25 protein-coding genes are annotated in these 22567 nt (G+C 67.1%); 5 read left to right on the top strand and 20 right to left on the bottom strand.

The window, feature by feature from the left end:
* Positions 1-10: 10 nt before the first annotated feature.
* From lgt to QOC76_RS26355, 6 genes are all read right to left on the bottom strand, one after another.
* Positions 11-1759 carry a prolipoprotein diacylglyceryl transferase gene (gene lgt / locus QOC76_RS26380; protein ID WP_526362021.1) on the bottom strand — a complete coding sequence of 583 codons (1749 nt, stop codon included), beginning with the start codon at positions 1757-1759 and terminating at the stop codon, positions 11-13.
* Positions 1756-2547, bottom strand: a complete 792-nt coding sequence (trpA, locus tag QOC76_RS26375) for a tryptophan synthase subunit alpha (RefSeq protein WP_526362019.1) — start codon at positions 2545-2547, stop codon at positions 1756-1758. The genes lgt and trpA overlap by 4 nt, the downstream gene beginning before the upstream one ends.
* The gene (gene trpB, locus QOC76_RS26370; RefSeq protein ID WP_526362017.1) at positions 2544-3815 is read right to left on the bottom strand and encodes a tryptophan synthase subunit beta; all 1272 of its coding nucleotides are present in this window, start codon (positions 3813-3815) and stop codon (positions 2544-2546) included. The genes trpA and trpB overlap by 4 nt, the downstream gene beginning before the upstream one ends.
* Positions 3816-3818: 3 nt before the next feature.
* The gene (gene trpC / locus QOC76_RS26365; RefSeq protein ID WP_526362015.1) at positions 3819-4637 is read right to left on the bottom strand and encodes an indole-3-glycerol phosphate synthase TrpC; all 819 of its coding nucleotides are present in this window, start codon (positions 4635-4637) and stop codon (positions 3819-3821) included.
* A gap of 84 nt (positions 4638-4721) precedes the next feature.
* Entirely contained in the window at positions 4722-5318 is a 597-nt protein-coding gene (locus QOC76_RS26360) for a TIGR02234 family membrane protein (protein ID WP_526362013.1), read from the bottom strand.
* A complete protein-coding gene (locus QOC76_RS26355; protein WP_526362011.1) occupies positions 5315-6874 on the bottom strand; it encodes an anthranilate synthase component I in 1560 nt (519 codons plus the stop codon). Before QOC76_RS26355 ends, QOC76_RS26360 begins: the two co-directional genes overlap by 4 nt.
* A 62-nt stretch (positions 6875-6936) precedes the next feature.
* Here QOC76_RS26355 and QOC76_RS26350 point away from each other — a divergent pair, with 62 nt between their 5' ends.
* Both QOC76_RS26350 and QOC76_RS26345 read left to right on the top strand, forming a co-directional pair.
* Positions 6937-7401 carry a peroxiredoxin gene (locus tag QOC76_RS26350; protein WP_526362009.1) on the top strand — a complete coding sequence of 155 codons (465 nt, stop codon included), beginning with the start codon at positions 6937-6939 and terminating at the stop codon, positions 7399-7401.
* Complete coding sequence (locus QOC76_RS26345; protein WP_526362007.1) at positions 7398-8198, top strand: ABC transporter ATP-binding protein; 801 nt, start codon at positions 7398-7400, stop codon at positions 8196-8198. The genes QOC76_RS26350 and QOC76_RS26345 overlap by 4 nt, the downstream gene beginning before the upstream one ends.
* A 58-nt stretch (positions 8199-8256) precedes the next feature.
* On the opposite strand, the gene QOC76_RS26340 is transcribed toward QOC76_RS26345, so the two are convergent.
* The 10 genes from QOC76_RS26340 to QOC76_RS26295 form a co-directional block, all read right to left on the bottom strand.
* Positions 8257-9180 carry an alpha/beta hydrolase gene (locus QOC76_RS26340; RefSeq protein WP_526362005.1) on the bottom strand — a complete coding sequence of 308 codons (924 nt, stop codon included), beginning with the start codon at positions 9178-9180 and terminating at the stop codon, positions 8257-8259.
* 82 nt (positions 9181-9262) lie between these two features.
* Positions 9263-9610 carry a phosphoribosyl-AMP cyclohydrolase gene (gene hisI, locus QOC76_RS26335; protein ID WP_526362003.1) on the bottom strand — a complete coding sequence of 116 codons (348 nt, stop codon included), beginning with the start codon at positions 9608-9610 and terminating at the stop codon, positions 9263-9265.
* 60 nt (positions 9611-9670) lie between these two features.
* On the bottom strand, positions 9671-10453 hold the full coding sequence (gene hisF / locus QOC76_RS26330; protein WP_526362001.1) for an imidazole glycerol phosphate synthase subunit HisF: 783 nt from the start codon (positions 10451-10453) through the stop codon (positions 9671-9673).
* Complete coding sequence (locus QOC76_RS26325) at positions 10450-11268, bottom strand: inositol monophosphatase family protein (protein WP_526361999.1); 819 nt, start codon at positions 11266-11268, stop codon at positions 10450-10452. The genes hisF and QOC76_RS26325 overlap by 4 nt, the downstream gene beginning before the upstream one ends.
* Before the next feature lie 6 nt (positions 11269-11274).
* Positions 11275-12015 (bottom strand): bifunctional 1-(5-phosphoribosyl)-5-((5-phosphoribosylamino)methylideneamino)imidazole-4-carboxamide isomerase/phosphoribosylanthranilate isomerase PriA, encoded by a 741-nt coding sequence (gene priA / locus QOC76_RS26320; protein WP_526362131.1) that lies wholly within the window; start codon positions 12013-12015, stop codon positions 11275-11277.
* Positions 12016-12053: 38 nt separating this feature from the next.
* On the bottom strand, positions 12054-12674 hold the full coding sequence (gene hisH, locus QOC76_RS26315; RefSeq protein ID WP_526361997.1) for an imidazole glycerol phosphate synthase subunit HisH: 621 nt from the start codon (positions 12672-12674) through the stop codon (positions 12054-12056).
* Entirely contained in the window at positions 12671-13285 is a 615-nt protein-coding gene (gene hisB / locus QOC76_RS26310) for an imidazoleglycerol-phosphate dehydratase HisB (protein ID WP_526361995.1), read from the bottom strand. The genes hisH and hisB overlap by 4 nt, the downstream gene beginning before the upstream one ends.
* Positions 13282-14388, bottom strand: coding sequence for a histidinol-phosphate transaminase (locus QOC76_RS26305; protein WP_526361993.1), 1107 nt, complete (start codon positions 14386-14388; stop codon positions 13282-13284). Before QOC76_RS26305 ends, hisB begins: the two co-directional genes overlap by 4 nt.
* Positions 14385-15698 (bottom strand): histidinol dehydrogenase, encoded by a 1314-nt coding sequence (gene hisD, locus QOC76_RS26300; RefSeq protein ID WP_526362129.1) that lies wholly within the window; start codon positions 15696-15698, stop codon positions 14385-14387. Before hisD ends, QOC76_RS26305 begins: the two co-directional genes overlap by 4 nt.
* Positions 15699-15784: 86 nt before the next feature.
* Entirely contained in the window at positions 15785-16231 is a 447-nt protein-coding gene (locus QOC76_RS26295) for a hypothetical protein (protein WP_526361991.1), read from the bottom strand.
* 154 nt (positions 16232-16385) lie between these two features.
* Here QOC76_RS26295 and QOC76_RS26290 point away from each other — a divergent pair, with 154 nt between their 5' ends.
* Together QOC76_RS26290 and QOC76_RS26285 are read left to right on the top strand one after the other, a co-directional pair.
* A complete protein-coding gene (locus tag QOC76_RS26290; protein ID WP_526361989.1) occupies positions 16386-16796 on the top strand; it encodes a nitroreductase family deazaflavin-dependent oxidoreductase in 411 nt (136 codons plus the stop codon).
* A 12-nt stretch (positions 16797-16808) separates the two neighbouring features.
* The gene (locus QOC76_RS26285) at positions 16809-17447 is read left to right on the top strand and encodes a LysE family translocator (RefSeq protein ID WP_526361987.1); all 639 of its coding nucleotides are present in this window, start codon (positions 16809-16811) and stop codon (positions 17445-17447) included.
* Positions 17448-17462: 15 nt separating this feature from the next.
* On the opposite strand, the gene QOC76_RS26280 is transcribed toward QOC76_RS26285, so the two are convergent.
* Positions 17463-18491, bottom strand: coding sequence for a zinc-dependent alcohol dehydrogenase (locus QOC76_RS26280; RefSeq protein WP_526361985.1), 1029 nt, complete (start codon positions 18489-18491; stop codon positions 17463-17465).
* Between the two features lie 64 nt (positions 18492-18555).
* Here QOC76_RS26280 and QOC76_RS26275 point away from each other — a divergent pair, with 64 nt between their 5' ends.
* Positions 18556-19140, top strand: a complete 585-nt coding sequence (locus tag QOC76_RS26275) for a TetR/AcrR family transcriptional regulator (protein WP_526361983.1) — start codon at positions 18556-18558, stop codon at positions 19138-19140.
* Here the strand turns inward: QOC76_RS26275 and nadC are convergent.
* Genes nadC through nadA form a run of 3 tightly spaced genes read right to left on the bottom strand, consistent with a single transcriptional unit; the run spans position 19137 to position 22524 of the window.
* The gene (gene nadC / locus QOC76_RS26270; protein WP_526361981.1) at positions 19137-19994 is read right to left on the bottom strand and encodes a carboxylating nicotinate-nucleotide diphosphorylase; all 858 of its coding nucleotides are present in this window, start codon (positions 19992-19994) and stop codon (positions 19137-19139) included. The two genes, QOC76_RS26275 and nadC, sit on opposite strands and share 4 nt — an antisense overlap.
* On the bottom strand, positions 19994-21505 hold the full coding sequence (locus QOC76_RS26265; protein WP_526362127.1) for an L-aspartate oxidase: 1512 nt from the start codon (positions 21503-21505) through the stop codon (positions 19994-19996). The genes nadC and QOC76_RS26265 overlap by 1 nt, the downstream gene beginning before the upstream one ends.
* On the bottom strand, positions 21505-22524 hold the full coding sequence (nadA, locus tag QOC76_RS26260; RefSeq protein ID WP_526361979.1) for a quinolinate synthase NadA: 1020 nt from the start codon (positions 22522-22524) through the stop codon (positions 21505-21507). Before nadA ends, QOC76_RS26265 begins: the two co-directional genes overlap by 1 nt.
* Between the last annotated feature and the right edge of the window lie 43 nt (positions 22525-22567).

The raw sequence follows: 22567 nt of genomic DNA, 5'->3' as shown, positions 1-22567 counted from the left end.
CGCAACAGCTTTAGGTTCGACGGGAGCGTCGGCCCCATCGCATACGGAATCGTGAGGTCGCGCCCGAGTCGTCTGCGGTCTCAGCGGTTGCGGCCGCATCTTCTGCATCCTCGACAGCGGCGTTGTGAACCTCCGGCGCAGCCTGCTCCGCCTCGGCGACTTCATCGCCCTCTACGGCACCCAAGCCACCGGTAGCGTCGCCTTCGGCTGGCTGCTCGGCTTCGTCCTCGACCTCGGCGTCGCCGGTCTCTTCGGCGGCTACCTCGTCGGCGACCTCAGCCGCTTCCTCGGCGCTCTCGACCGCGGCCTCGTGCACCTCGGGCGAGGCCTCCTCGGCCTCGACCACCTCGTCGCCCTCCACAGCGCCCACACCGCCGACCACCGCGGTGTCCGGTTCTGAGTCCCCTACAGCGGCGACCTCTTCAGCGGCGCCTTCGCCCGGCTCGTCCTCGGCGGCTACCTCGTCGCCCTTGTCAGCGACTTCGGCGGCATCCTCGGCGCTCTCGACCGCGGCCTCGTGCACCTCGGGCGCGGCCTCCTCGGCCTCGACCACCTCGTCGCCCTCGACAGCGCCCACACCGCCGACCGCCGCGGTGTCCGCTGCGTCTGCTTCTTCACCCGCTTCAGCGAACTCCGCTGCCTCCGCGATGTCTTCGGCCGGCGCGGTCTCGACGTCCTCGGCGAGTTGCTCGGCCTCGGCGACCGGTTCAGCCTCATCGTCGGAGGCATCCTCTGCGTCGGCCTTGTGCGCAGCGGCGGCGTCTTCGTCTTCCTTCTCGCCTGCTGCCTTCGCCGCCGCCACCACGCCGGTGGTGGCCGCCACTGCGGCAAGCTCTTTGGTGAGCTCATCTGCCGGCGACCGCTCGTCCTCGTCAGGAGCGAGTTGCTCCTCCTCGGCGTTTCCGCGAAGCGAGGACGGATCCTCACGGCCCTTTGGCGCCACCATGATGTAGACGACGGCGCCGATGAAGACGAACACCGAGACGAACGAGTTGATCCGGATCCCGGCGATATGGGTCGCCATGTCGCTGCGCATCAACTCGACCCAGAACCGTCCGAAGCAGTACGCGGCGACGTACGTGGCGAACAGCCGGCCGTGTCCGATCCGGTAGCGGCGGTCTATCCAGATGAGCAGCACGAATACCAGCAGGTTCCACAGCAACTCGTACAGGAAGGTGGGGTGGACGGTCTCGATCAGCTGACCGGTCGATACTCCGTTGAGCGAATCGAGTGCGCCATGCGCGTCGCGGCGCTCGTAGATCTCCAGGCCCCACGGCATCGTCGTCGGCCTGCCGTACAGCTCCTGGTTGAAGTAGTTGCCGATCCGGCCGATCGCCTGTGCCAGCACGATTCCCGGTGCGATCGCATCGCCGAACGCCGGCAACGGAATACCCCGCCGCCGACAGCCGATCCAGGCGCCGACGCCGCCGAGCGCTACCGCACCCCAGATGCCCAGGCCGCCCTCTTGGATCTTGAAGGCCGCCCACAGCCCCGCACCGCCGGGCCCGAAGTACGTGCTCCAGTCGGTGAGGACATGATATAGCCGGCCCCCGATCAGCCCGAGGATGATGGCCCACAGTGCGATGTCATAGATGACACCCGGCTCCCCACCGCGAGCCGTCCACCGCCGGTCACCGATGACCAGTGCGACGATGACGCCGACGAGGATGAACAGCGCGTAGGCGCGGATCGGAATGAACCCGAGGTGCCAAACACCCTGCGACGGGCTGGGGAAGGACGCAAGTATGGTCGTTGTCACGCCGAAATCCTCTGCCGCACACCGTCGGCCAATTCTTCGGTCAGCGCACGCAGGGCGGGTAGGCCCTCCGTGAGCGCTGACACCAGGGCCGAGCCAACAATGACACCGTCGGCGTATGCACCGATCTGGGCGGCCTGCTCACGGGATCGCACCCCCAGTCCGACGCCGACCGCGATATCCGACACCGCCTTTACCCGTTGAACCAGCTCGGGTGCGGCAACCGAGACGGCGTCGCGCGCGCCGGTCACACCCATCGTCGACGCCGCATAGACGAATCCGCGCGAGGCCCTGACCGTCTCGGCAAGGCGTTCAGGCGTCGACGACGGCGCCACCAGGAAGATGCGGTCCAGATCGTGTGCATCGGATACCGCCAGCCATTCGGCCCCCTCGTCCGGAATCAGGTCCGGCGTGATCATCCCGAGGCCGCCGGCGGACGCCAGGTCGCGAGCGAAAGCGTCTACGCCGTAGTGCAATACGAGGTTCCAGTAGGTCATCACGACTCCGCGGCCACCGGCCTTGCTGATCGCCTCGACCGCCGTCAACGAGTCGCGCACCCGGACACCACCGCGCAGTGCCGCCTCGGTGGCGGTCGCAATGGTGGGCCCGTCCATGCCGGGGTCCGAGTACGGCATGCCGACCTCGATGACGTCACAACCGGATTCGACGAGCGTGGTCATCGCCGAGATCGAGATGGGCACATCGGGGTAGCCCGTCGGCAGGTACCCGATGAGCGCCGACCGGCCCTCGGTCCGGCACGCGTCGAACATGCCGGAAAGTCCTTTGCTCATGAGCCGGAGGTCCCCTTGTTGTCGAGCACGCCGAACCACTTGGCCGCCGTCTCCACGTCCTTGTCGCCGCGGCCCGACATGTTGACCACGATGACCGAGCCCGAACCGAGTTCGTTGCCCAACTTCACCGCTCCCGCCACCGCGTGCGCGGATTCGATGGCCGGGATGATGCCTTCGGTCCTGCACAGCAGACCGAACGCATCCATCGCTTCGATGTCGGTGATCGGCCGGTACTCGGCACGCCCGATGTCCTTCAGGAAAGCATGTTCTGGGCCGACGCCGGGATAGTCCAGACCCGCCGAGATGGAATGCGATTCGATGGTCTGCCCGTCGTCGTCCTGCAACAGATAGGAGAAGGAGCCCTGAAACGCGCCGGGCGATCCACCGGTGAACGTCGCTGCGTGACGGCCCGTTTCGACACCGTCGCCCGCAGCCTCGAAACCGACCAGCTTCACACCCGGATCGTCGATGAACGCGTGGAAGATACCGATGGCGTTGGACCCGCCGCCGACGCATGCGGTCACCGCGTCGGGTAACCGGCCGGCCTGGTCCTGGATCTGGACGCGCGCCTCGAGACCGATCACCCGTTGAAAGTCGCGGACCATCACCGGGAATGGATGCGGACCTGCCGCGGTGCCGAAGCAGTAATAGGTGTCGTCTGCGTTGGTCACCCAGTCGCGGAACGCCTCGTTGATCGCATCCTTGAGTGTCTTCGAGCCGGACTCGACAGAGACTACTTCAGCTCCCAACAGCCGCATCCGCGCAACGTTCAACGCCTGGCGGGCGGTATCCACTGCGCCCATGTAGATCACGCAGTCCAGGCCCAACAACGCGCATGCGGTCGCGGTGGCAACGCCGTGCTGGCCGGCGCCCGTCTCGGCGATGACACGCTTCTTGCCCATCTGGCGCGCGAGCAAGGCTTGACCCAGCACGTTGTTGATCTTGTGAGACCCGGTGTGATTCAGGTCTTCTCGCTTGAGGAAGATTCGCGCACCACCCGCATGCCCGCTGAGCCTCGCGGCTTCGTAAAGCGGTGATGGCCGACCGCTGTAATGCCGCTGCAGTCGGTCCAATTCATCGAGGAATGCCTGGTCGCCGCGCGCCTTCTCGTAAGAGGCGGTGACCTCCTCGATCACCGCCATCAGCGCCTCGGGAACGAATCGTCCTCCGTAGACACCGAAATGACCCCTGGCATCGGGATCGTGAGCTGTGGGTTCCGCGACCGCCGCGCTAGAACGCGGCAACTCGGGGCCGGCGAGGTCGGCCACTTCTCAGCGGGACGGTTTCGGGCAGGACGGGTGCGTGCCTGCGGTGACCAGATCGGCGACGGCGCTGCGTGGATCACCGCTGGTGACCAAACCCTCGCCGACGAGAACGGCGTCAGCACCCGCACCGGCGTACGCCAGAAGATCCGCCGGACCGCGCACGCCCGACTCTGCGATCCGGATGGTGTTGGTCGGCAGGCCCGGCGCGATGCGCGCGAAGCAATCCCGGTCGACGTCGAGCGTCTTCAGATCGCGCGCGTTGACGCCGATCACCTTCGCGCCTGCCTGAAGCGCCCGATCGGCCTCCTCTTCGGTGTGCACCTCGACCAACGCGGTCATTCCCAACGATTCGGTGCGATCGAGCATCGACACCAGTGCGGACTGTTCGAGCGCTGCGACGATGAGCAACAGCATGTCGGCACCGTGCGCGCGGGCCTCGTGGATCTGGTACGGCCGGACGATGAAATCTTTGCGCAACACCGGGATTGACACCGCGGCGCGCACGACGTCCAGGTCGTCGAGCGACCCGTTGAACCTGCGCTCTTCGGTCAGCACGCTGATGATGCGCGCTCCGCCGTCCTCGTATGCGCCGGCGAGCTTCCCGGGGTCGGAGATCGTCGCAAGAGCTCCCCGAGACGGGCTGGCGCGCTTCACTTCGGCGATGACGCCGATGCCGGGTTCGCGCAGCGCCGCCATCACGTTCAGCGGCGCGGCCGCGGCCTTCGCGGCCGCCTTGACCTCGTCGAGACTGACGACGGCCTCGCGCGCGGCGACGTCTGCGCGAACTCCCTCAATGATGGAGTCGAGCACAGTCGCCGAACTCATAATCCGTCGACTCCCTCCGCGTTCGCGCCGTTTCCCTGACGGATGATCTTCATCGAAGGGTAACCGCCCCGAGCACACCATCTGTCACCGCCCCTCGGTGTCCGGCTTGGTGGGATCACGCCCGTCGTCGAGTGCGTCCCACATCATCCGCTCCGACATGTCGTCGCCGTCCGCGGCCCGTCGCCGCACCGCCTCGCGTCGCCGCGCCGGAGCCTCGTACTTCTCGTTTTTCGACTCGTTCTTCACGGGTGCCCGCAGAAGCAGCACCGCGCCCGCGAGGGTGAGCACAGCGGCAATCAAGGCGACGATGGCACCCCAGTAATGCCGCTGCGTGCCCACCAGATCCACCAGCGGCACCTCCGCGAGGCCGGCGGCGCGCACGGCCACATCGGGAATCACCCACAGGCTGATCGCCAGGTAGGCCATTACGGTGCTCAGCGCGCCGACGACCAGCGCCAGAAGCCGCAGCTGCCATCGCGGCCCCACCATTGACTTGAGCGCCGCTGCCAGCAGGATCAGGGCCAGCGGCACCAGCGCCGTCGACCACGCTGCGCCGTTCAGCGTCGCGGTCTCGGGTTGCCCCAGCCCGTCGAACGAGCTCACCACGACCCACGTCATCCGGGACGCCAGCCACAGCGCGCCCGCCGCCACCAACAGCACCAGCTGCCCGATGTGTTTCATGGCTCGGTCAGCGTCTCCGCCGCAGCGATGGCATTCAGCACGGCTTTGGCCTTGTTCGCGGCCTCGTTGTACTCGTAGGGGCCGTTGGAGTCGGCCACGACGCCCCCGCCGGCCTGCACATATGCTGTCCGCTCGCGCATCAGGGCGGTGCGGATGGCGATCGCGAAGTCTGCGTTGCCTGCGAAGTCCAGGTAGCCGAGCACACCGCCGTAAAGGCCGCGGCGGGTCTTCTCGACCTCCTCGATGAGTTCCATCGCCCGCACCTTCGGAGCCCCGGTGAGCGTGCCCGCCGGGAAACACGCCGTGACGGCGTCCAGCGCCGTCTTGCCGTCAGCCAACTGTCCCGTCACCGACGACACGAGATGCATGACGTGGCTGTAGCGCTCGATATGGCTGTAATCCTCCACCCGCACCGTTCCCGGCACGCAGACACGGCCGAGATCGTTGCGGCCGAGGTCCACCAGCATCAGGTGCTCGGCGCGTTCCTTCTCGTCCTCCTGCAGCTCCTTCTCGAGCAGCACGTCCTCATCTTCGGTCGCGCCGCGCCACCGCGTTCCGGCGATGGGGTGCGTCGTCGCGCGCCCGTCCGTGACGGTCACCAGCGCTTCGGGACTCGACCCGACAACCGAGAAGTCCAGTGCGCCATCGGCGTCGGGCACGTTCAGCAGGTACATGTACGGGCTGGGATTTGACACCCGCAGCATCCGGTACACGTCGAGCGGGTCGGCATCGGTGTCCATCTCGAACCGTTGCGACGGCACCACCTGGAATGCCTCGCCGGCCTCGATGTCGCCGACGAGTCGCTCCACGATGGCGCTGTAGTCCTCCACCGAGCGCTGCTTCCGGTGCAGCGGCTCGGGCCTGCCGAACGTCGCCACCGTCGACGACAGGTTCCTGCCGAGCGCTTCGGTCATCACGTCCAGGCGCGCGACGGCGTCTTCGTAGGCCCAATCGACGCGTTCGTCGGTGCCGTTCCAGTTCACCGCATTGGCGATCAGCGTGATCGTGCCCTCGTGGTGGTCGACGGCGGCGATGTCGGTGGCCAGCAGAAGCAGGATGTCGGGCAGCCCGAGGTCGTCGACGACCAGCTCGGGCAGCCGTTCAAGCCTGCGCACCAGGTCGTATGCGAAGAAACCGACGAGACCGCCGGAAAGCGGCGGTAGACCGGGAACGGGTTCGGTCTGCAGCAACTCCAGCGTCGAATGCAGCGCTTGCAGCGGATCACCACCGCTTGGCGCGTCGCGCGGGGTGACGCCCAACCATGCCGCCTCGCCGTCGCGAACCGTGAACGCCGACGGGGCACCCGCGCCGATGAACGACCACCGCGACCAGGACCGCCCGTTCTCCGCGGATTCCAGCAGGAACGTGCCAGGGCGGTTGGCGGCCAGCTTGCGGTAGGCCGACAGCGGCGTCTCGCTGTCGGCCAGCACCTTGCGGGTCACCGGAACGACCCGATGCCCGGCGGCCAGCGCCCGGAAGTCCTCGCGCGACGTCGTGACAGCCAGCGACGAGAGCTCGGGCGAGGAGGCGACACTGTGGTTGGCGGTGGTTTGCACGTGGTAATACTCCCAGACTTCTACGGCGGGACGGGCAGTAAGTCAGGCGTAGCGTGACACTCATGAAACGTGGTGACCGGGTCGCCGAGTTCGAATTGCCAGACCAGACGGGTGCTGTGCGAAGCCTCACATCGCTACTCGCCGACGGCCCGATCGTGCTGTTCTTCTACCCCGCGGCCATGACGCCGGGCTGCACGAAGGAGGCCTGTCATTTCCGCGACCTCGCCGGCGAGTTCACAGCCGTCGGCGCATCCCGGGTCGGCATCAGCACCGATCCCGTCGCCAAACAGGCGAAGTTCTCCGATACCCAGCGCTTCGACTATCCGCTGCTGTCGGACGCCGACGGCAGCGTCGCGGCGCAGTTCAGCGTCAAGCGTGGGCTGTTGGGCAAGCTGATGCCGGTCAAGCGCACCACATTCGTCATCGACACCGACGGCACCGTCCTCGACGTGATCGCGAGTGAGTTCAGCATGGAAACCCACGCCGATAAGGCGTTGGAGGTGCTGCGGCAGCGGCAGTCGGCGTGACAGCAGTTCTCGCGCTCCACGATGTGACGTTCCGCCGCGACGGCAAGCAGATCATCGACGGCATCTCGCTGACGGTGAATGCCGGTGAGCACTGGGCCCTGCTGGGGCCCAACGGAGCAGGCAAGAGCACGCTGCTCGGCTTCTGTGCGGCGGTGACGTTCCCGACATCGGGGTCGGTGCACATTCTCGGCGAGCAGATGGGCCGGATCGAGCTGGCCACCCTGCGCCGTTTCATCGGACACGTGAATCCCCGTCACCGCCTTCAGTATTCGCTGACCGTCCGCGAGGTGGTGATGACCGGCATCACGGCCACCATCGACACCCCGATGCGCTGGACGCCGAGCGCCGAGGAGCGCGACCGGGCCGACGCGATGATCGCGGCGGTCGGGCTGACCCACAAGGCCGACGATGTGTGGCCGACGCTGTCGCAGGGTGAGCGAGGCCGCACACTCATCGCCCGCGCGCTCATCTCCGAGCCGCGACTGCTGCTGCTCGACGAGCCCACCACCGGCCTCGATGTGGCCGCACGCGAACAGCTTTTGGAAACCATCGACTCGCTCGACGAAACTCACCCGGAAGTCGCGTCGATCCTCGTCACGCACCATCTCGAAGAGCTTCCGACGACGACGACGCACGCGCTGCTGATCGCCGAGGGTCGAACGGTGGCGACAGGTGCGGCGAGAACGACGGTGACGACCGACAATGTCAGCGCCGCGTTCGCCCATCCCGTGGTGGTGGGCTACGACGAGGGTCGCTGGACGGCACGGGCCAAGGCCACCCGCATCATCGAGCCGTAGCGCTCGCGTTGCGCCGATTTCTGCACCAGGGTCGTCGTGCGTCCTCCGACGGCAGCCCTCACGCAGAAATCGGTACCGCGTCCAGGTGGACACACAGAAACTGCACCATGATGGCGTGAAAATCATGCATTGACAGTGCTTTTCGGGCTATTCCTTCGGCTGTGTGGTACATCCCGGGCACCGTGACCAGCCCGCAACACACGCCGGCCGCCGTCAGCTTGTTGGCGTAGGCGACGCACTCGTCGTAGAACGTCTCCAAGTCGCCGACTCCGATCCACGCCGCAGGCAACCCGGCAACGTCGGCGCGCCGCGCGGGCGCGGCATACTCCGGAGCGTCCGACATCCGTGGCGTGCGTCCGAGATACATGGTCCATGCCCATCTGTTGGACCGCGGTGACCACGTCAGCTCGCCCTTGCCGGCGAGGTCGCTTCGCAGGGCGGTCCGATCGTCGAGCATCGGCGACACCAGCGCCTGGGCCCGCAGGGAGATGCCCTCGTCGAAAGCGCGCTGGGCGACCGCCGCAGCGAGGCCGCCGCCTGCACTTGTTCCGCACACGGCGATACGACCCGCATCGATGCCGAGTTCGTCGGAGTGTTCGACCATCCAGTGCAGCGTTGCCATGCAGTCGTCCAGCCCACCCGGAAAGGGATGCTCCGGCGCCAGCCGGTAGTTAGGTGACACCACGACCGCACCGATTGCCCGGACGATCCTTGCGGCGGGCTCGGCCTCCAACTGTGCTGAGCCCGCACACATTCCGCCGCCATGAAGCAACAGCACCGCAGGTCGAGGCGAGGGACCATCGGTGGGCCCCAGTACGAGCACCTCGGCCTTTTCGACGTGGTGTTCGGTCACCGTCACACCGGACCCGGGACGGGACTTGATGCTCATCAACAATCGGACAAGGGGCAGCGTCATCGAATTCATCGGAATTCCCGTGACGAGCACCGCCAACGTACGCAACTCCGGAGCCGCTGTCCTCATCGATGTGCGCAGGGTCGCAGCGCGACGGAGTGCGACCACGGTCACTGCCGCAGCGGCCAGGGCGGCGACCTTCCTCAATGCCCTAGTCCGCCGGGCCGAGCAGTAGGTCGGCGTCGAAGCAGGTGTGGTCGCCGGTGTGGCAGGCGGCACCGACCTGGTCGACTTCGAGGAGCACCGTGTCACCGTCGCAATCCAGCCGGACGGAGTGCACATGCTGCGTATGGCCCGATGTCCGCCCCTTGATCCACTGCTCGCCGCGGGACCGCGAAAAGTACGTCGCTTCGCGCGTTTCCAGTGTGCGGGCAAGGGCGGCGTCATCCATCCACGCCACCATCAGCACCTGTCCGGTGCCTCGCTCCTGCACCACCGCGGTAAAAAGGCCGTTGGCGTCGCGCTTGAGCCGCGCCGCAATACCGGCATCAAGACTCATCGGTGCCTACTGCTCTTCGCGCAAGCGCTCATCGGTGCCTACTGCTCTTCGCGCAAGCGCTCATCGCACCACGACCCCTTCCGCCGCCATCGCCGCCTTCACCTCGGCGATCGTCAGCTCCCCGAAGTGGAACACGCTGGCGGCCAGTACGGCGTCGGCTCCTGCAACAACCGCGGGCGCGAAATCTTCCTTGGCACCGGCGCCACCGCTGGCGATCACCGGGATGCTCACCGCACCGCGCACGGCCCGTAGCATTCTGAGGTCGAATCCGGCCTTGGTGCCGTCGAAGTCCATCGAGTTGAGCAGAATCTCGCCGACGCCCAGTTCTGCACCGCGGGCGGCCCATTCGATCGCGTCGATGCCGGTGCCGCGCCGCCCGCCGTGGGTGGTGACCTCCCATCCCGACGGCGTCGGCTCCGTATCCGCCGGCACGGTTCGGGCGTCGACCGACAACACGATGCATTGCGACCCGAACTTGCGGGACAGTTCGGCCAGCAGTTCAGGGCGCGCAATGGCCGCCGTGTTGACGGCGACCTTGTCGGCGCCCGCACGCAGCAGCACGTCGACATCTGCCACCGACCGCACGCCTCCGCCGACGGTGAGCGGGATGAAAACCTGCTCCGCGGTCCGTTTGACGACCTCCAGCATGGTGGCGCGACCGGACGAACTCGCCGTCACATCCAAGAAGGTGAGCTCGTCGGCACCCTCGCGGTCGTACGCGGCCGCCAGCTCGACGGGATCTCCTGCGTCACGCAAATTTTCGAAATTGACGCCCTTGACCACCCGGCCGTCGTCGACGTCGAGGCACGGAATGATACGAACCGCGAGGTCCTTCGGATTCATCGGTAGTCATCCGGATCGCCGGCTGAGCGCACGATGTCGAGCAGCTCATCGTGTACACCGGGTACGCCCGCCAGCGCCGACTTGGAATCGGTCGTCCAGTCGTTGCCCGCCAAATCGGTGACGACGCCTCCGCCAGCCCTCACCAAGGCCACGCCGGCCGCGTGATCCCACACATGACCACCGAACGTGATGGCGCCGCCGAGGATTCCGGCGGCGGTGTACGCGAGGTCGACGCCGATGGCGCCATGCATGCGCATCCGCGAGCATCGTCGGCTCAGCTGTTCGACGATCGCGAGGCGATAGCGGCCCGGGAAGCGTCCCCGCGAGTCGACATCGAAGGTACCCGTGCCGACCACACTGGCACCCACGCCGGCTGACTTCAGCGCTGGCTGCGCGACATTATTGGCGTACAACGGCTTTCCGACCACCGCCGTGTACCGCTGATCGGTGAACGGCAACCATGTCAGACCCGCGATCGGCTCGCCGTCACGAACCAGGGCCAGCAGGATCGCCGCCGTCGGCAGACCCGCCGCATAGTTGAACGTGCCGTCGATCGGGTCGAGCACCCACACCAGCGGTGAATTGATGTCGGCGCCACCGAACTCTTCGCCGTGCACCTCGATACCGGTGCTCGACACCAGCGCCTCGACCACCTGGCGTTCGATGGCGAGATCAACCTCTGTGGCGAAGTCGTCGCCTTTCTTTTTCACCGCAGACTCGGCACCGTGGCCGGACACGAACGGCTTGGCCGCCTCGTCCAGGATTGCGGAGGCCGCAGAGACCAGCGCTTCGATATCGGTCTCATCGAGCGCCATGGCCGGCTACTCCCCTACCGCGGCGAGCGCCTGCGGCAGCGTGAATCGCCCGGCGTACAGCGCTTTTCCGATGATTGCGCCTTCGACGCCGCTATCGGTCAGGGTCGCGATGGCACGCAGGTCGTCAAGGCTGGACACCCCACCGGAGGCGATGACCGGAGCGTCTGTCCGTTCGGCGACGGTGGACAGCAGACCGAGGTTGGGTCCTTGCAGCGTGCCGTCCTTCGTGACATCTGTCACGACGAATCGCGAACACCCCTCGCTGTCAAGACGATCCAGCACCGGCCACAGATCTCCACCGTCGGTCTCCCAGCCGCGGCCGCGTAGTCGGAACCCGCCGCCAGGCACGGAAGGGTCGATCTTTACGTCGAGTCCGACCGCCACCTTGTCGCCGTGCTCCGCGATCGCTTGCGCGCACCACTCGGGGTTTTCCAGCGCCGCAGTGCCGAGGTTGACCCGGGCGCAGCCCGTCGCCAGCGCGGCCGATAGCGACTCCTGGTCGCGGATGCCGCCTGACAACTCGACGGCGACATCGAGCTTGCCGATCACCTCGGCGAGCAGCTCGCGGTTTGATCCGCGGCCGAACGCGGCGTCGAGGTCCACCAGATGGATCCACTCCGCCCCGTCGCGCTGCCAGGTCATCGCGGCGTCCAGTGCGGAGCCGTAGTCGGTTTCGCTGCCGGCCTGGCCCTGCACGAGACGGACGGCCTTGCCGTCGACGACGTCGACGGCAGGCAAAAGGATCAATTGCTTATTTCCTGGCACGGAGGCCTAACCTAGCGTCCTCACAGGTCCGACACCCAATTGGCAAGCAATGTCGCACCCGCGTCGCCGCTCTTCTCGGGATGGAACTGGGTGGCGGCCAGTGCACCGTCCTCGACGGCGGCCAGGAACGGCACGTTGTGTGTGGCCCAGGTCAGTCGGGCTTCGGGGTTGCCCTCCCACGTCTGCGCGGCATAGGAGTGCACGAAGTAGAAACGGGTGGTGTCATCCAGCCCCTTGAACAGCGAACTGCCGTCGGCCGCATCGACAACGTTCCAACCCATGTGCGGAATCACCGGCGCGTCCAGGCGGACCACCGCGCCGGGCCACTGGCCGCAGCCCTGCGACTCGACGCCGAATTCCACACCGCGCGCGAACAAGATCTGCATGCCGACGCAGACGCCGAGCACCGGGGCGCCCGCGGCCACGCGGCCGGCGATGATCTTGTCGCCGCCGATATCGCGCAGTCCGGTCATGCAGGCCTCGAACGCGCCAACGCCAGGCACCACCAGCCCGTCGGCGCGCGCGGCCGCATCGGCGTCCGGGGTCACCTCGACCTCGGCACCGACCCTTTCCAGCGCTCGCTGCGCCGACCGCAGATTGCCCGAGCCGTAATCGAGTACCACGACGGACTTCGTTGTCACAGAGTGCCTTTCGTGGATGGCACGCCGGTCACTCTGGGGTCGAACTCGACAGCCTGCCGCAGCGCCCGGGCGACGGCCTTGTACTGAGCCTCGGTGATGTGGTGCGGGTCGCGTCCGTACAGGGTCCGCACGTGTAGCGCGATGCGGGCATTCATCGCAAGCGACTCGAACACGTGGCGGTTGATCACGGTGTGGTACGGCACCTCGGACCCCGCGATCGTGCTGTGCAGCAGGTGCTCCGGCTCGCCGCTGTGCACGCAGTAGGGCCGGCCCGACACGTCGACGGCGGCGTGCGCGAGCGTTTCGTCCATCGGGATGAAGGCGTCGCCGAATCGGCGGATGCCCTTCTTGTCGCCGAGCGCCTCGCGCAGCGCCTGTCCCAGCACGATCGCGGTGTCCTCGATCGTGTGATGCCCTTCGATCTCGACGTCGCCCTTCGCCTGGACGGTGAGGTCGAAGCTGGCGTGGCTGCCAAGAGAGTTGAGCATGTGGTCGTAGAACGGAACGCCGGTGGAGACCTCCACGACGCCGGTGCCGTCGAGGTCGAGTTCGACGACGATGTCGGATTCCTTCGTCCTGCGTTCGACGCGGGCGCGACGATTCGTGGTCACTGTGCTCCTATTCGTGCGCTGGCTTCCAACAGCGCGTCGTTTTCCTCGGCCAGGCCGATGGTGGCGCGCAGATATCCGGGGATACCGACGTCGCGGATGAGGATGCCCGCGTCGAGATAGCGCTGCCAGGTGGCCGGAGCGTCGGCGAATTCCCCGAACATCAAGAAGTTTGCATCGCTGGGTATGACGTCAAAGCCCATGCCGGTCAACGCATCTGTCACGCGGTTGCGTTCGGCGATGAGCGTTTCGACGCTGCCGAGGGTGTCGTCGGCGTGCCGGAGTGCGGCGCGCGCGGCGGCCTGGGTGACCGACGACAAGTGGTACGGCAGCCGCACCAGCAGCATGGCGTCGATGACGGCGGGTGCGGCGATGAGGTATCCGAGCCTTCCGCCCGCGAACGCGAACGCCTTGCTCATGGTGCGGGTCACGACCAGCTTGGTCGGGAATTCGGCGATGAGGTTCACCGCGCTGGGTTGCGACGAGAACTCGCCATATGCCTCATCGAGGATAAGGATGCCGGTTGTCATAGCCTCGAGGAGCCGACGCAATTCGTCGAGCGAAACACTCTGTCCCGACGGATTGTTCGGGCTCGCGACGAACACGATGTCGGGGCATTTCTCCTTGATGGCGTGCACAGCAACCTCGGCGTCGAGGCTGAAGTCCTCGCCACGGTTGGCGACGAGCCAGTCGGTCTGTGTGCCGTCGGAGATGATCGGGTGCATCGAGTAGGACGGCACGAAACCGATTGCGCTGCGGCCCGGGCCGCCGAACGCCTGCAATAGCTGCTGCAGGATCTCATTGGAACCATTGGCGGCCCACAGGTTTTCGACTCCGACGCCGACGCCGGTCTGCGTTGACAGGTACGCCGCCAGGTCGGTGCGCAGAGCAACCGCGTCGCGGTCCGGGTAGCGGTGCAGTTCGCCTGCGACCGCGTTCACCGAGTTGGTGACATCGTCGATCAGCGCCTGGGTGGGCGGGTGCGGGTTCTCGTTGGTGTTGAGCCGCACCGGTACTGCGAGTTGCGGCGCGCCGTACGGCGACTTGCCGCGCAGGTCGTCGCGAAGCGGCAGGTCTGCCAGCGTCACCTTGTCGCCGGGCGTCACGTCTCGAACCTCCGGCGCACCGCCTCACCGTGCGACGGCAGGTTCTCGGCCTCGGCGAGCGTGATGACATATCCCGACACGTCTTTGAGCGCCGCCTCGTCGTAGTCGACGACGTGGATACCCCGCAGAAACGTCTGCACCGAGAGGCCGCTCGAGTGCCGCGCACATCCGGCGGTCGGCAACACATGGTTGGAGCCTGCGCAATAGTCGCCGAGGCTGACCGGCGAATATGCACCGACGAAGATCGCGCCGGCCGACCGGATACGGCCTGCCACGTCACGTGGGTCGGCGGTCTGGATCTCGAGGTGCTCGGCGGCGTAGGCGTTGACGGTCTTGATGCCTGCGTCGACGTCGTCGACGAGCACGATCGCCGATTGCCGGCCGGTCAGCGCCGCGGTCACCCGCTTCCGGTGCACCGTGGTTTCCAGCTGGGTGGCGAGTTCGCGGTCGGTGGCGTCGGCCAGCCCGACGCTCGGTGTGACCAGCACGCTGGCGGCCATCTCGTCATGCTCGGCCTGGCTGATCAGGTCAGCGGCGACATGCACGGGGTCGGCGGTGTGGTCGGCGAGGATCGCGATCTCGGTTGGCCCGGCCTCGGCGTCGATACCTATTTGCGAGCGGCAGATCCGCTTGGCGGCGGTGACGTAGATGTTGCCCGGCCCGGTCACCATGTCGACCGGCGCCAATTCGCTTCCGTCGGTGTCGGTTCCGCCGTACGCCAGAAGCGCAACGCCCTGGGCGCCGCCGACGGCCCACACCTCGTCGACACCGAGCAGGCGGCCGGCCGCCAGGATGGTGGGATGCGGCAGACCGTCGAACTGCGCCTGCGGCGGGCTCGCGATGACCAGCGAGTCCACCCCTGCCGTCTGGGCGGGCACGACGTTCATCACCACGCTGGACGGGTAGACGGCGTTGCCCCCGGGCACGTACAGGCCGACGCGCTCGACGGGCACCCAACGTTCGGTCACCGTGGCGCCGGCCGCCAGCGTGGTCGTGGTGTCGGTGCGCCGCTGGTCGGCGTGGACGACGCGGGTGCGCTCGATTGCCACCTCGAGTGCGGTGCGGACGTCGGCGGGTAACCCATCGAGGGCGCTCTGTAGTTCGGCCGCCGGAACCCGCACCTGCGGCGGGCGCACGCCGTCGAATGATTCGCCGTAGTCCAGGGCGGCGTCGGCGCCGCGCGCCGCGACGGCATCGACGATCGGCCGGACCTTCGGCACAACGGCGTCGACGTCCACGCCACCGCGAGGTAGCGCCGATCGCAGGCGGGCAGCCGACAACTCGGCGCCGCGCAGGTCGATACGGGCCATGTTCATGCCCCTATTGTCCCAGAACAGGCCAAATCGATATCGCCGCGGCATGGCGCGCCGCGTCGCTGGTCAGCTGAGGCGGGCGCTCACTTGCACAGATTGGTGATCGTGGCGTTCGCCTCGTCGGCTTCCTTCAACCGTGCCGCCTGGCCGGGATCGGTGTTCGGTATGCCCGATGTCGACCTGGCCCCGATGTCCATCAGATCGTTGGCGAACTTGCGAACCGCGTCGGCAAGCTCGGCAGGCGTGCCCGGCTGCAGACGCGCGAGCAGGTACTGTCCGCCGTCGTACAGCGAGAGGCGGGCGTTGGCCGCCACCGCCATCGAGCCGGTGACATCGTCTGGTCCGCCGGGCGGCTGCAGGTTCGTGTTGATCTGGACGCCGTTGCGGATGACGTTGAAATCCTCGCAGATGCTGCCCTTCGGATCGTCGGTCGTGGTGCCGGTGAAGGTCGACGCCGATTGCGAGTCCGGCGCCTTCAGCAACGCCCAGAGGGCAAGGCCCGCGGCGATCAGCGCGACGACTAGTGCCAAAACGGAAACGATAAAACCCCGGGAAGGCGCCGAATGCTCAGACATGCGGGGATCGTAACGGCGATTGAGTCCGACCAGCGAACTTTGAGCGCGAGTCGTCGTCAATCTTGTCGCGCTCTTCGGGCGCGGGCATGACATGCGTAATGTCCACATCATGTCCGCCAAGGATCACCCCAACAACGCGCCCGGCGTGCCGATGGTCTACCCGCCTGCATTCGAGCGCCTACAGATCAAATACATGAACCCGCTGGTCAAACGGATCTCGCGAATCATGCCAGGTCTGGCCACGATCAGGCACCGCGGCCGCAAGTCCGGCAAGACCTATGAAACCGTCGTCACACCCTTCCGCAAGGACAAGGTGCTCGCCGTCGCACTGGGGCACGGAAAGACCGACTGGGTGAAGAATGTGCTCGCCGCCAACGAGGCCGATGTGGTCTTCGGCAGCCGGACCGTGCACATCGTCAACCCGCGCATCGTGCCTGCCGGCGGGAGCGCCGAGGGCCTGCCGTACATGGCCCGTGTGCAGGTCCGCAAAATGGGAGTGCTTGTCGCCGACATCGCGTGACACACTGTCGCGGTGGCATGGGAAGTCTGGCTGACGTTCTTCGGCGCGGCGATTGCGATCGCCGTCTCCCCGGGCGCCGGCGCCATCCAGTCGATGGCCACCGGCCTGACCCATGGTGTTCGGCGCGGATATTGGAGCATCCTCGGGCTCGAGATCGGCCTCATGCTGCAACTCGCGCTCGTGGCCCTTGGGCTCGGCGCGATCGTCACGAACTCGATCCTTGCGTTCAACATCGTCAAGTGGATCGGCGTCGGCTACCTGATCTACCTCGCCGTCCGGCAATGGCGCAGCGCCACAGTTGATCTGCGCGAACAAATCGGACAGCCGACGAGCGGCGGCAGGCTGTCTCTTGTGTTCCGCGGATTCCTGGTCAACGCGACCAACCCCAAGGGATTGGTGTTTTTCCTCGCCGTGCTGCCACAATTCGTCGTGCCCACCGTCGCTCTGCTACCGCAATATCTGGCCATCGGCGTGACCATGGTCGGCGTCGACCTCGTGGTGATGGGGCTCTACGACGCACTCGCCTCGCGACTGCTGAAGTGGATGCACACACCTCGCCAACAGACGACCGTGAATCGCGTGTTCTCCGGGCTGTTCGCCGCGGCCGCCGTCGTGCTGTCACTGGTACGTCGCGGCTCTGCTACCGCATAGGCGTCCGTCACCGCCTCAAACCCGTGCGTAGATCGTCTTCCCGGTCATCGCCGGCCACACTTCCGGCGCGTCATCCCACGGCACCACGCGCTCCACGGCAGGAGACAGATCGCAGCCTGCGGCGAGCAATTCGAGGATCTCCGGAATCACCGCCCGGGCGTTGACCCGACCGGTGACGAAGCGGACGCCGCGGGTGTACATCGACAACAGCGGCATCTCGACCGCGTCCTGGTAATAGATGCCGGTGTCGGTGCAGACACCGTCGGCCCATGTCGCGCGCAGTGTGGCGGCGAGCACCGCCGGGTCCGCCGACGTGTGCACCGTCACCGGATACGGGTCCCACGACTTGTCCGGCCTTGGCCGCTCGTGGACGCGGGCGCCGAGCTTCTCAGCCATCGCGAGCCGCCCTTCGTCGGTGTCGACGTAGTCGACCTGCGCCCCGTAAGCCGACCCGAAAGCCGCCGCATACAAGCCGATCGACCGCCTGCCGACGACAAGGATGCGGCGATCGACCTCGTCGAGGGCGGCCAACTCCGCGCGGTACGGACCGATCGCGCGCCAGCCGTCGGGAATGTTGTCCGACAGCGATGCGATCGCCGCCTGGTCGACACCGTCGGGAACAGGCAGCAGCATCGCGTCCGCGAACGGGACCATCACGAGATCGGCCATGAACCCGCCGCCGTCCACCCCGGCGAGTGGAGCCATCCCGTACATCGCCATCAGCGGAAGCGATGCGCAGGACCCGGTCACATCGCGACGGCACGCATTGCAGTCCCCGCAGTTGATCTGAAACGGCACCACGACGCGGTCGCCGACCCGCACGCTGGTGACCTCGTCGCCGACAGCGACGACTTCCGCTACCCCCTCGTGCCCGACGGCATGCCCGGGCGGCATGGGCAACACGCCCTCGGCGACGGCGACGTCGAGGTCGCAGCAGGCCACCATCAGCGGCCTCACCAGCGCCTGGCGGACATCGGTCAACTCGGGGTCAGCTGCTTCCCGCCATGCGTATCGCCCGGCCTCCTCGAACACCAGCTGTTGCATCCCGTGGCCCTTCTTTAGTGGTCGTTCAAGTATTCTTGAGCGACCGTTCTAGTATTGTCAAGGGGTGCCCCGCCCCGATCGAAGCCGTGCCGCGCTGATCGACACCGCGGCCCTGCTGTTCCGTCGGCAGGGCTATGCGGCCACCGGCGTCAACCAGATCTTGGAGACCGCAGACGTCAAGGCCGGCTCGCTCTACCACCACTTCCCGGACGGAAAACAGGAACTCGCGGCCGCCGTCGTCGACTCCGCGGGTGGCGAGATCGAACGGCTGCTGCGCCGGTTCCTGGACAGCGACTCGGCGGTGGCCGACATCGTCGACGGCTGGATCGACATGCTGATCGTGCAGTTGGCCTCCGACCAACGCGACGGCTGCCCGATCGAGCCGATCGCCACCGAGTCGGTCAACGCCAGTTCACAGGTGCGCGACGCTTCCGCTCGAGCGTTCGCCGGCTGGAGTGCCGCCGTCGCTGAGCGCCTCCAGGGCGACGGCTGGGCGGATGGCGAAGCCAAGCGGACTGCGCTGGCCGTCATCGCCCTCATCGAAGGGGCGTTGATCCTGTCACGTATTGCAGGTGACGATGCCGCCCTGACTGCCGCGAAGGTGGCCGTGCGAACGCTCGTCAGCCCAGCGCGCGCAGTTCACGGCTAGAGATCCAGACCGATATCCAGCACTCGAACGGAGTGGGTGAGGGCGCCGACGGCCAGGTAGTCGACGCCTGTACCCGCGTATTCGGCCGCGGAGTCCAGCGACAACCCGCCTGACGACTCGAGTTTCGTCTGGGGTGCACGGGCATCGCGGCGTTGCACCGCGATCTGCGTCTGCCACGCCGGAAAATTGTCGAGCAGAACGAGTTCCACGTTCTCTGCCAGTACGTCGTCGAGCTGCTCGAGCGAATCCACCTCGACCTCGCAGGGCAGATCCGGCGCCACCTCGCGGACGGCACGCAGCGCGGCCACCACCGAACCGGCCGCCGCGACATGGTTGTCCTTGATCAGCGCCGCGTCGCCCAGCCCCATCCGGTGATTGACACCGCCGCCGACGCGCACCGCATACTTCTGCAGCGCGCGCAGTCCCGGCAGCGTCTTACGGGTGTCGCGGATCTTCGCGTTGGTGCCCTCGGCGGCCTCGACCCACGCAGCGGTGGTCGTCGCGATGCCCGACAGATGGCAAACCAGATTCAGCATGGTCCGCTCGGCGGTCAACAACCCCTGCGTCGGCGCTTCCACGACCAGCAGGACTCCACCCGCGTCGAGGTGGGCTCCGTCCTCGACGCGGTACTTCAACCGGTATTCGTCCGGGCCGAGCACCTCGTCGAGGACCAGGAGTGCGATGTCGACCCCGGCGATGACGCCGGGGTCACGCGTCACCATCGAGGCCGTCGTGGTGGCATCGGCAGGCACCGTCGCCAGCGTGGTGACATCGGACCCGTAACGCAGGTCTTCCTCCAGGGCGCGCGCGATCACCCTGCGAGCCTCGGTCAGCTCGTCAGCGGACAATTCCATCAGCAGCGTGCCGCCTCGAGCAACCGGCTGTGCGCCAATGCCGGGTCGGCGTCGAGGAAGTCGGAGCGGTGATGGCATCCGCGAGATTCGGTGCGGGTCAACGCAGCAGCGGTGACGGCGCGGGCCGTGGTGGTCAACGCGACGTCCTCGAAGCTGGTCCGGCAGTCGAGATCGCGGGAATCAGCGGCGTCGAGTTCCCGCGTCAGCTGCTGCAGGCCATCAGCGTCCCGTACGACCGAGGCATAGCGCGACATCGCTCGCTGTAACTTCCTGCGCGGCAGCGCAAACCGCGTCTCGACATCACCCAGCTCGGCGCGCATCTCTCCGGCGTCGATGGCGTGCTGCGTCGCCGCTTGCCCAGCACGGCCGCCCACCACCAGCCCTTCCAGCAGGCTGTTGGACGCCAACCGGTTCGCGCCGTGCATTCCCGTGCGCGCCACCTCACCCGCGGCGAACAACCCCGCGAGATCGGTGCGGCCGTGCACATCGGCGACCACACCGCCGCAGCTGTAGTGCGCCCCCGGCACCACCGGAATCGGTTGGCGCGTCGGATCTATGCCCGCCGCCAGGCACGCGGCGGTAACCGTCGGGAAGCGACGATCGAAACCCGCGATGGCGCGGGCGTCGAGGTACGCGCAGGGATCACCGGTTGCGCGCAGCCTGGCGTCGATGGCACCCGCGACGACGTCGCGGGGCGCCAGGTCGCCCATCGGGTGGACGCCTGCGGTAATCGAATTGCCCTGCCGGTCGAGCAGTATCCCGCCCTCACCACGGACGGCTTCGGTGATCAACGGGCGGCGGCCGCCCGCATTGCCGTCGAACAGCATGGTCGGATGGAACTGGATGAACTCGATGTCGCTGATCGGCACACCCGCCCACAACGCCAGCGCCACACCGTCACCGGTCGATCCCTCGGGATTGGTGGTGGCCGAATACAGATGGCCGAGGCCGCCCGTCGCGAGTACGACGGACGGCGCGTGCACGATGCCAGCACCGTCCTCGTTGAGCACGTAGACGCCGGTCACCGCACCACCGGCCTGCAGGATCCGCAGCGCAACGTGGTTGCGCCGGATGTCCAGCGTCGCCGCGGCGTGGTCGAGCGCCCGCTGCACCTCGGCGCCGGTGGCGTCGCCACCGGAATGGATGATGCGGCGCCGCGAGTGGCCGCCCTCGCGCGTCAGCGACCAGCGGCCGGTCTCGGTCTCGTCGAATTGCGCTCCGACATCGACCAATTCACGAACCGCGCGGTAACCGTCCGACACGATGGAGCGCACCGCATCGGGATCGCATAGACCGGCGCCCGCGGCAATCGTGTCGGCGACATGGGCGTCGATCGAGTCGTCGGTGTCCGGCAGCACCACCGCGATGCCGCCCTGCGCGTAGAACGTCGCGGTGTCGGCGGCCTTGCTCAGCACGACCACCTTGCGGCCGCGACGGTGTGCGGCCAGCGCGGCGACCAGTCCCGCGACCCCGGTTCCGACGACGACGACGTCGGCCCGCTGATGCCACATCATTCACCGCCGCCGGGTGTGCCGATCTCGATCATCCGCACAACACTGGCCCTGCCGCGGGCGGCGACCTCAGGATCGACGTCGACCTCGTCGGCTTCCTCGATGAGGCAGCGCAGCAAGGCGGCCGGGGTGATCATCTTCATGAATTTGCACGACGCACGGTCGTTGACGGCGCGGAAGTCGACTGCGGGTGCGGCCCGACGCAACTGGTGCAGCATGCCGACCTCGGTGGCGACCAGCACCTGACGGGCACGGGTCTCGCGAGCCGCGTCCAGCATGCCTCCGGTGGACAGGATCTTCACCCGATCCTCGGGGAAAGCGCCCTCACCTGCCAGGTACAGAGCCGATGTGGCACAGCCGCATTCGGGATGCACGTAGAGCTCGGCGTCGGGATGTGCGAGCGCCTTTTCTGCCAGTTCGTCGCCATTGATGCCGGCATGCACATGGCATTCGCCCGCCCAGACGTGAATGTTCTCGCGACCGGTGACCCGCCGGACATGCGCGCCGAGGAACTGGTCCGGGCAGAACAGGACGTCGCGGTCCTCGGGGATGGAGGCCACGACTTCGACGGCGTTGGACGACGTGCAGCAGATGTCGGTTTCCGCCTTCACCGCTGCGGTGGTGTTGACGTAGGAGACCACGACGGCACCGGGATACTCGGCCTTCCACGCGCGCAGCTCGTCGGCGGTGATCGAGTCGGCCAGTGAACAGCCGGCGCGCTGGTCGGGGATCAGCACCGTCTTGTCCGGAGACAAAATCTTCGCGGTCTCGGCCATGAAGTGGACGCCGCAGAAGACGATGGTTTCCTCGGGGGCTGCCGCGGCGATCCGCGACAACGCCAGCGAGTCGCCGACGTGGTCGGCGACGTCCTGAATGGCAGGCAGCTGGTAGTTGTGCGCCAGCAGCGTCGCGCCACGCAGGTTGGCCAGGCGTCGCACCTCGGCGGCCCATTCCTCGTCGCCGTCGACGCCGGAATAGCCGGTCGGACCGTTGATGATCCGGTCGTCCAAAACCGTCATGGCCGCCTCCTCGCAGACCGTAGGTTTTCGACTTACAATCGAA

Source organism: Mycobacterium sp. (genome assembly GCF_032159565.1).
Classification (GTDB): Bacteria; Actinomycetota; Actinomycetes; order Mycobacteriales; family Mycobacteriaceae; genus Mycobacterium.
Note: the sequence above shows the minus strand (reverse complement) of the source record. Positions and strands in the feature narration are given on the sequence as shown.

Excerpts from the sequence above, each read along its gene's own strand:
- trpA (WP_526362019.1), bottom strand. The coding sequence starts at position 2,547 with ATGAGCAAAGGACTTTCCGGCATGTTCGACGCGTGCCGGACCGAGGGC.
- trpC (WP_526362015.1), bottom strand. The coding sequence starts at position 4,637 with ATGAGTTCGGCGACTGTGCTCGACTCCATCATTGAGGGAGTTCGCGCA.
- QOC76_RS26360 (WP_526362013.1), bottom strand. The coding sequence starts at position 5,318 with ATGAAACACATCGGGCAGCTGGTGCTGTTGGTGGCGGCGGGCGCGCTG.
- QOC76_RS26350 (WP_526362009.1), top strand. The coding sequence starts at position 6,937 with ATGAAACGTGGTGACCGGGTCGCCGAGTTCGAATTGCCAGACCAGACG.
- QOC76_RS26340 (WP_526362005.1), bottom strand. The coding sequence starts at position 9,180 with ATGAGGACAGCGGCTCCGGAGTTGCGTACGTTGGCGGTGCTCGTCACG.
- hisI (WP_526362003.1), bottom strand. The coding sequence starts at position 9,610 with ATGAGTCTTGATGCCGGTATTGCGGCGCGGCTCAAGCGCGACGCCAAC.
- hisF (WP_526362001.1), bottom strand. The coding sequence starts at position 10,453 with ATGAATCCGAAGGACCTCGCGGTTCGTATCATTCCGTGCCTCGACGTC.
- QOC76_RS26325 (WP_526361999.1), bottom strand. The coding sequence starts at position 11,268 with ATGGCGCTCGATGAGACCGATATCGAAGCGCTGGTCTCTGCGGCCTCC.
- hisD (WP_526362129.1), bottom strand. The coding sequence starts at position 15,698 with ATGGCCCGTATCGACCTGCGCGGCGCCGAGTTGTCGGCTGCCCGCCTG.
- QOC76_RS26290 (WP_526361989.1), top strand. The coding sequence starts at position 16,386 with ATGTCCGCCAAGGATCACCCCAACAACGCGCCCGGCGTGCCGATGGTC.
- QOC76_RS26280 (WP_526361985.1), bottom strand. The coding sequence starts at position 18,491 with ATGCAACAGCTGGTGTTCGAGGAGGCCGGGCGATACGCATGGCGGGAA.
- nadC (WP_526361981.1), bottom strand. The coding sequence starts at position 19,994 with ATGGAATTGTCCGCTGACGAGCTGACCGAGGCTCGCAGGGTGATCGCG.
- QOC76_RS26265 (WP_526362127.1), bottom strand. The coding sequence starts at position 21,505 with ATGTGGCATCAGCGGGCCGACGTCGTCGTCGTCGGAACCGGGGTCGCG.
- nadA (WP_526361979.1), bottom strand. The coding sequence starts at position 22,524 with ATGACGGTTTTGGACGACCGGATCATCAACGGTCCGACCGGCTATTCC.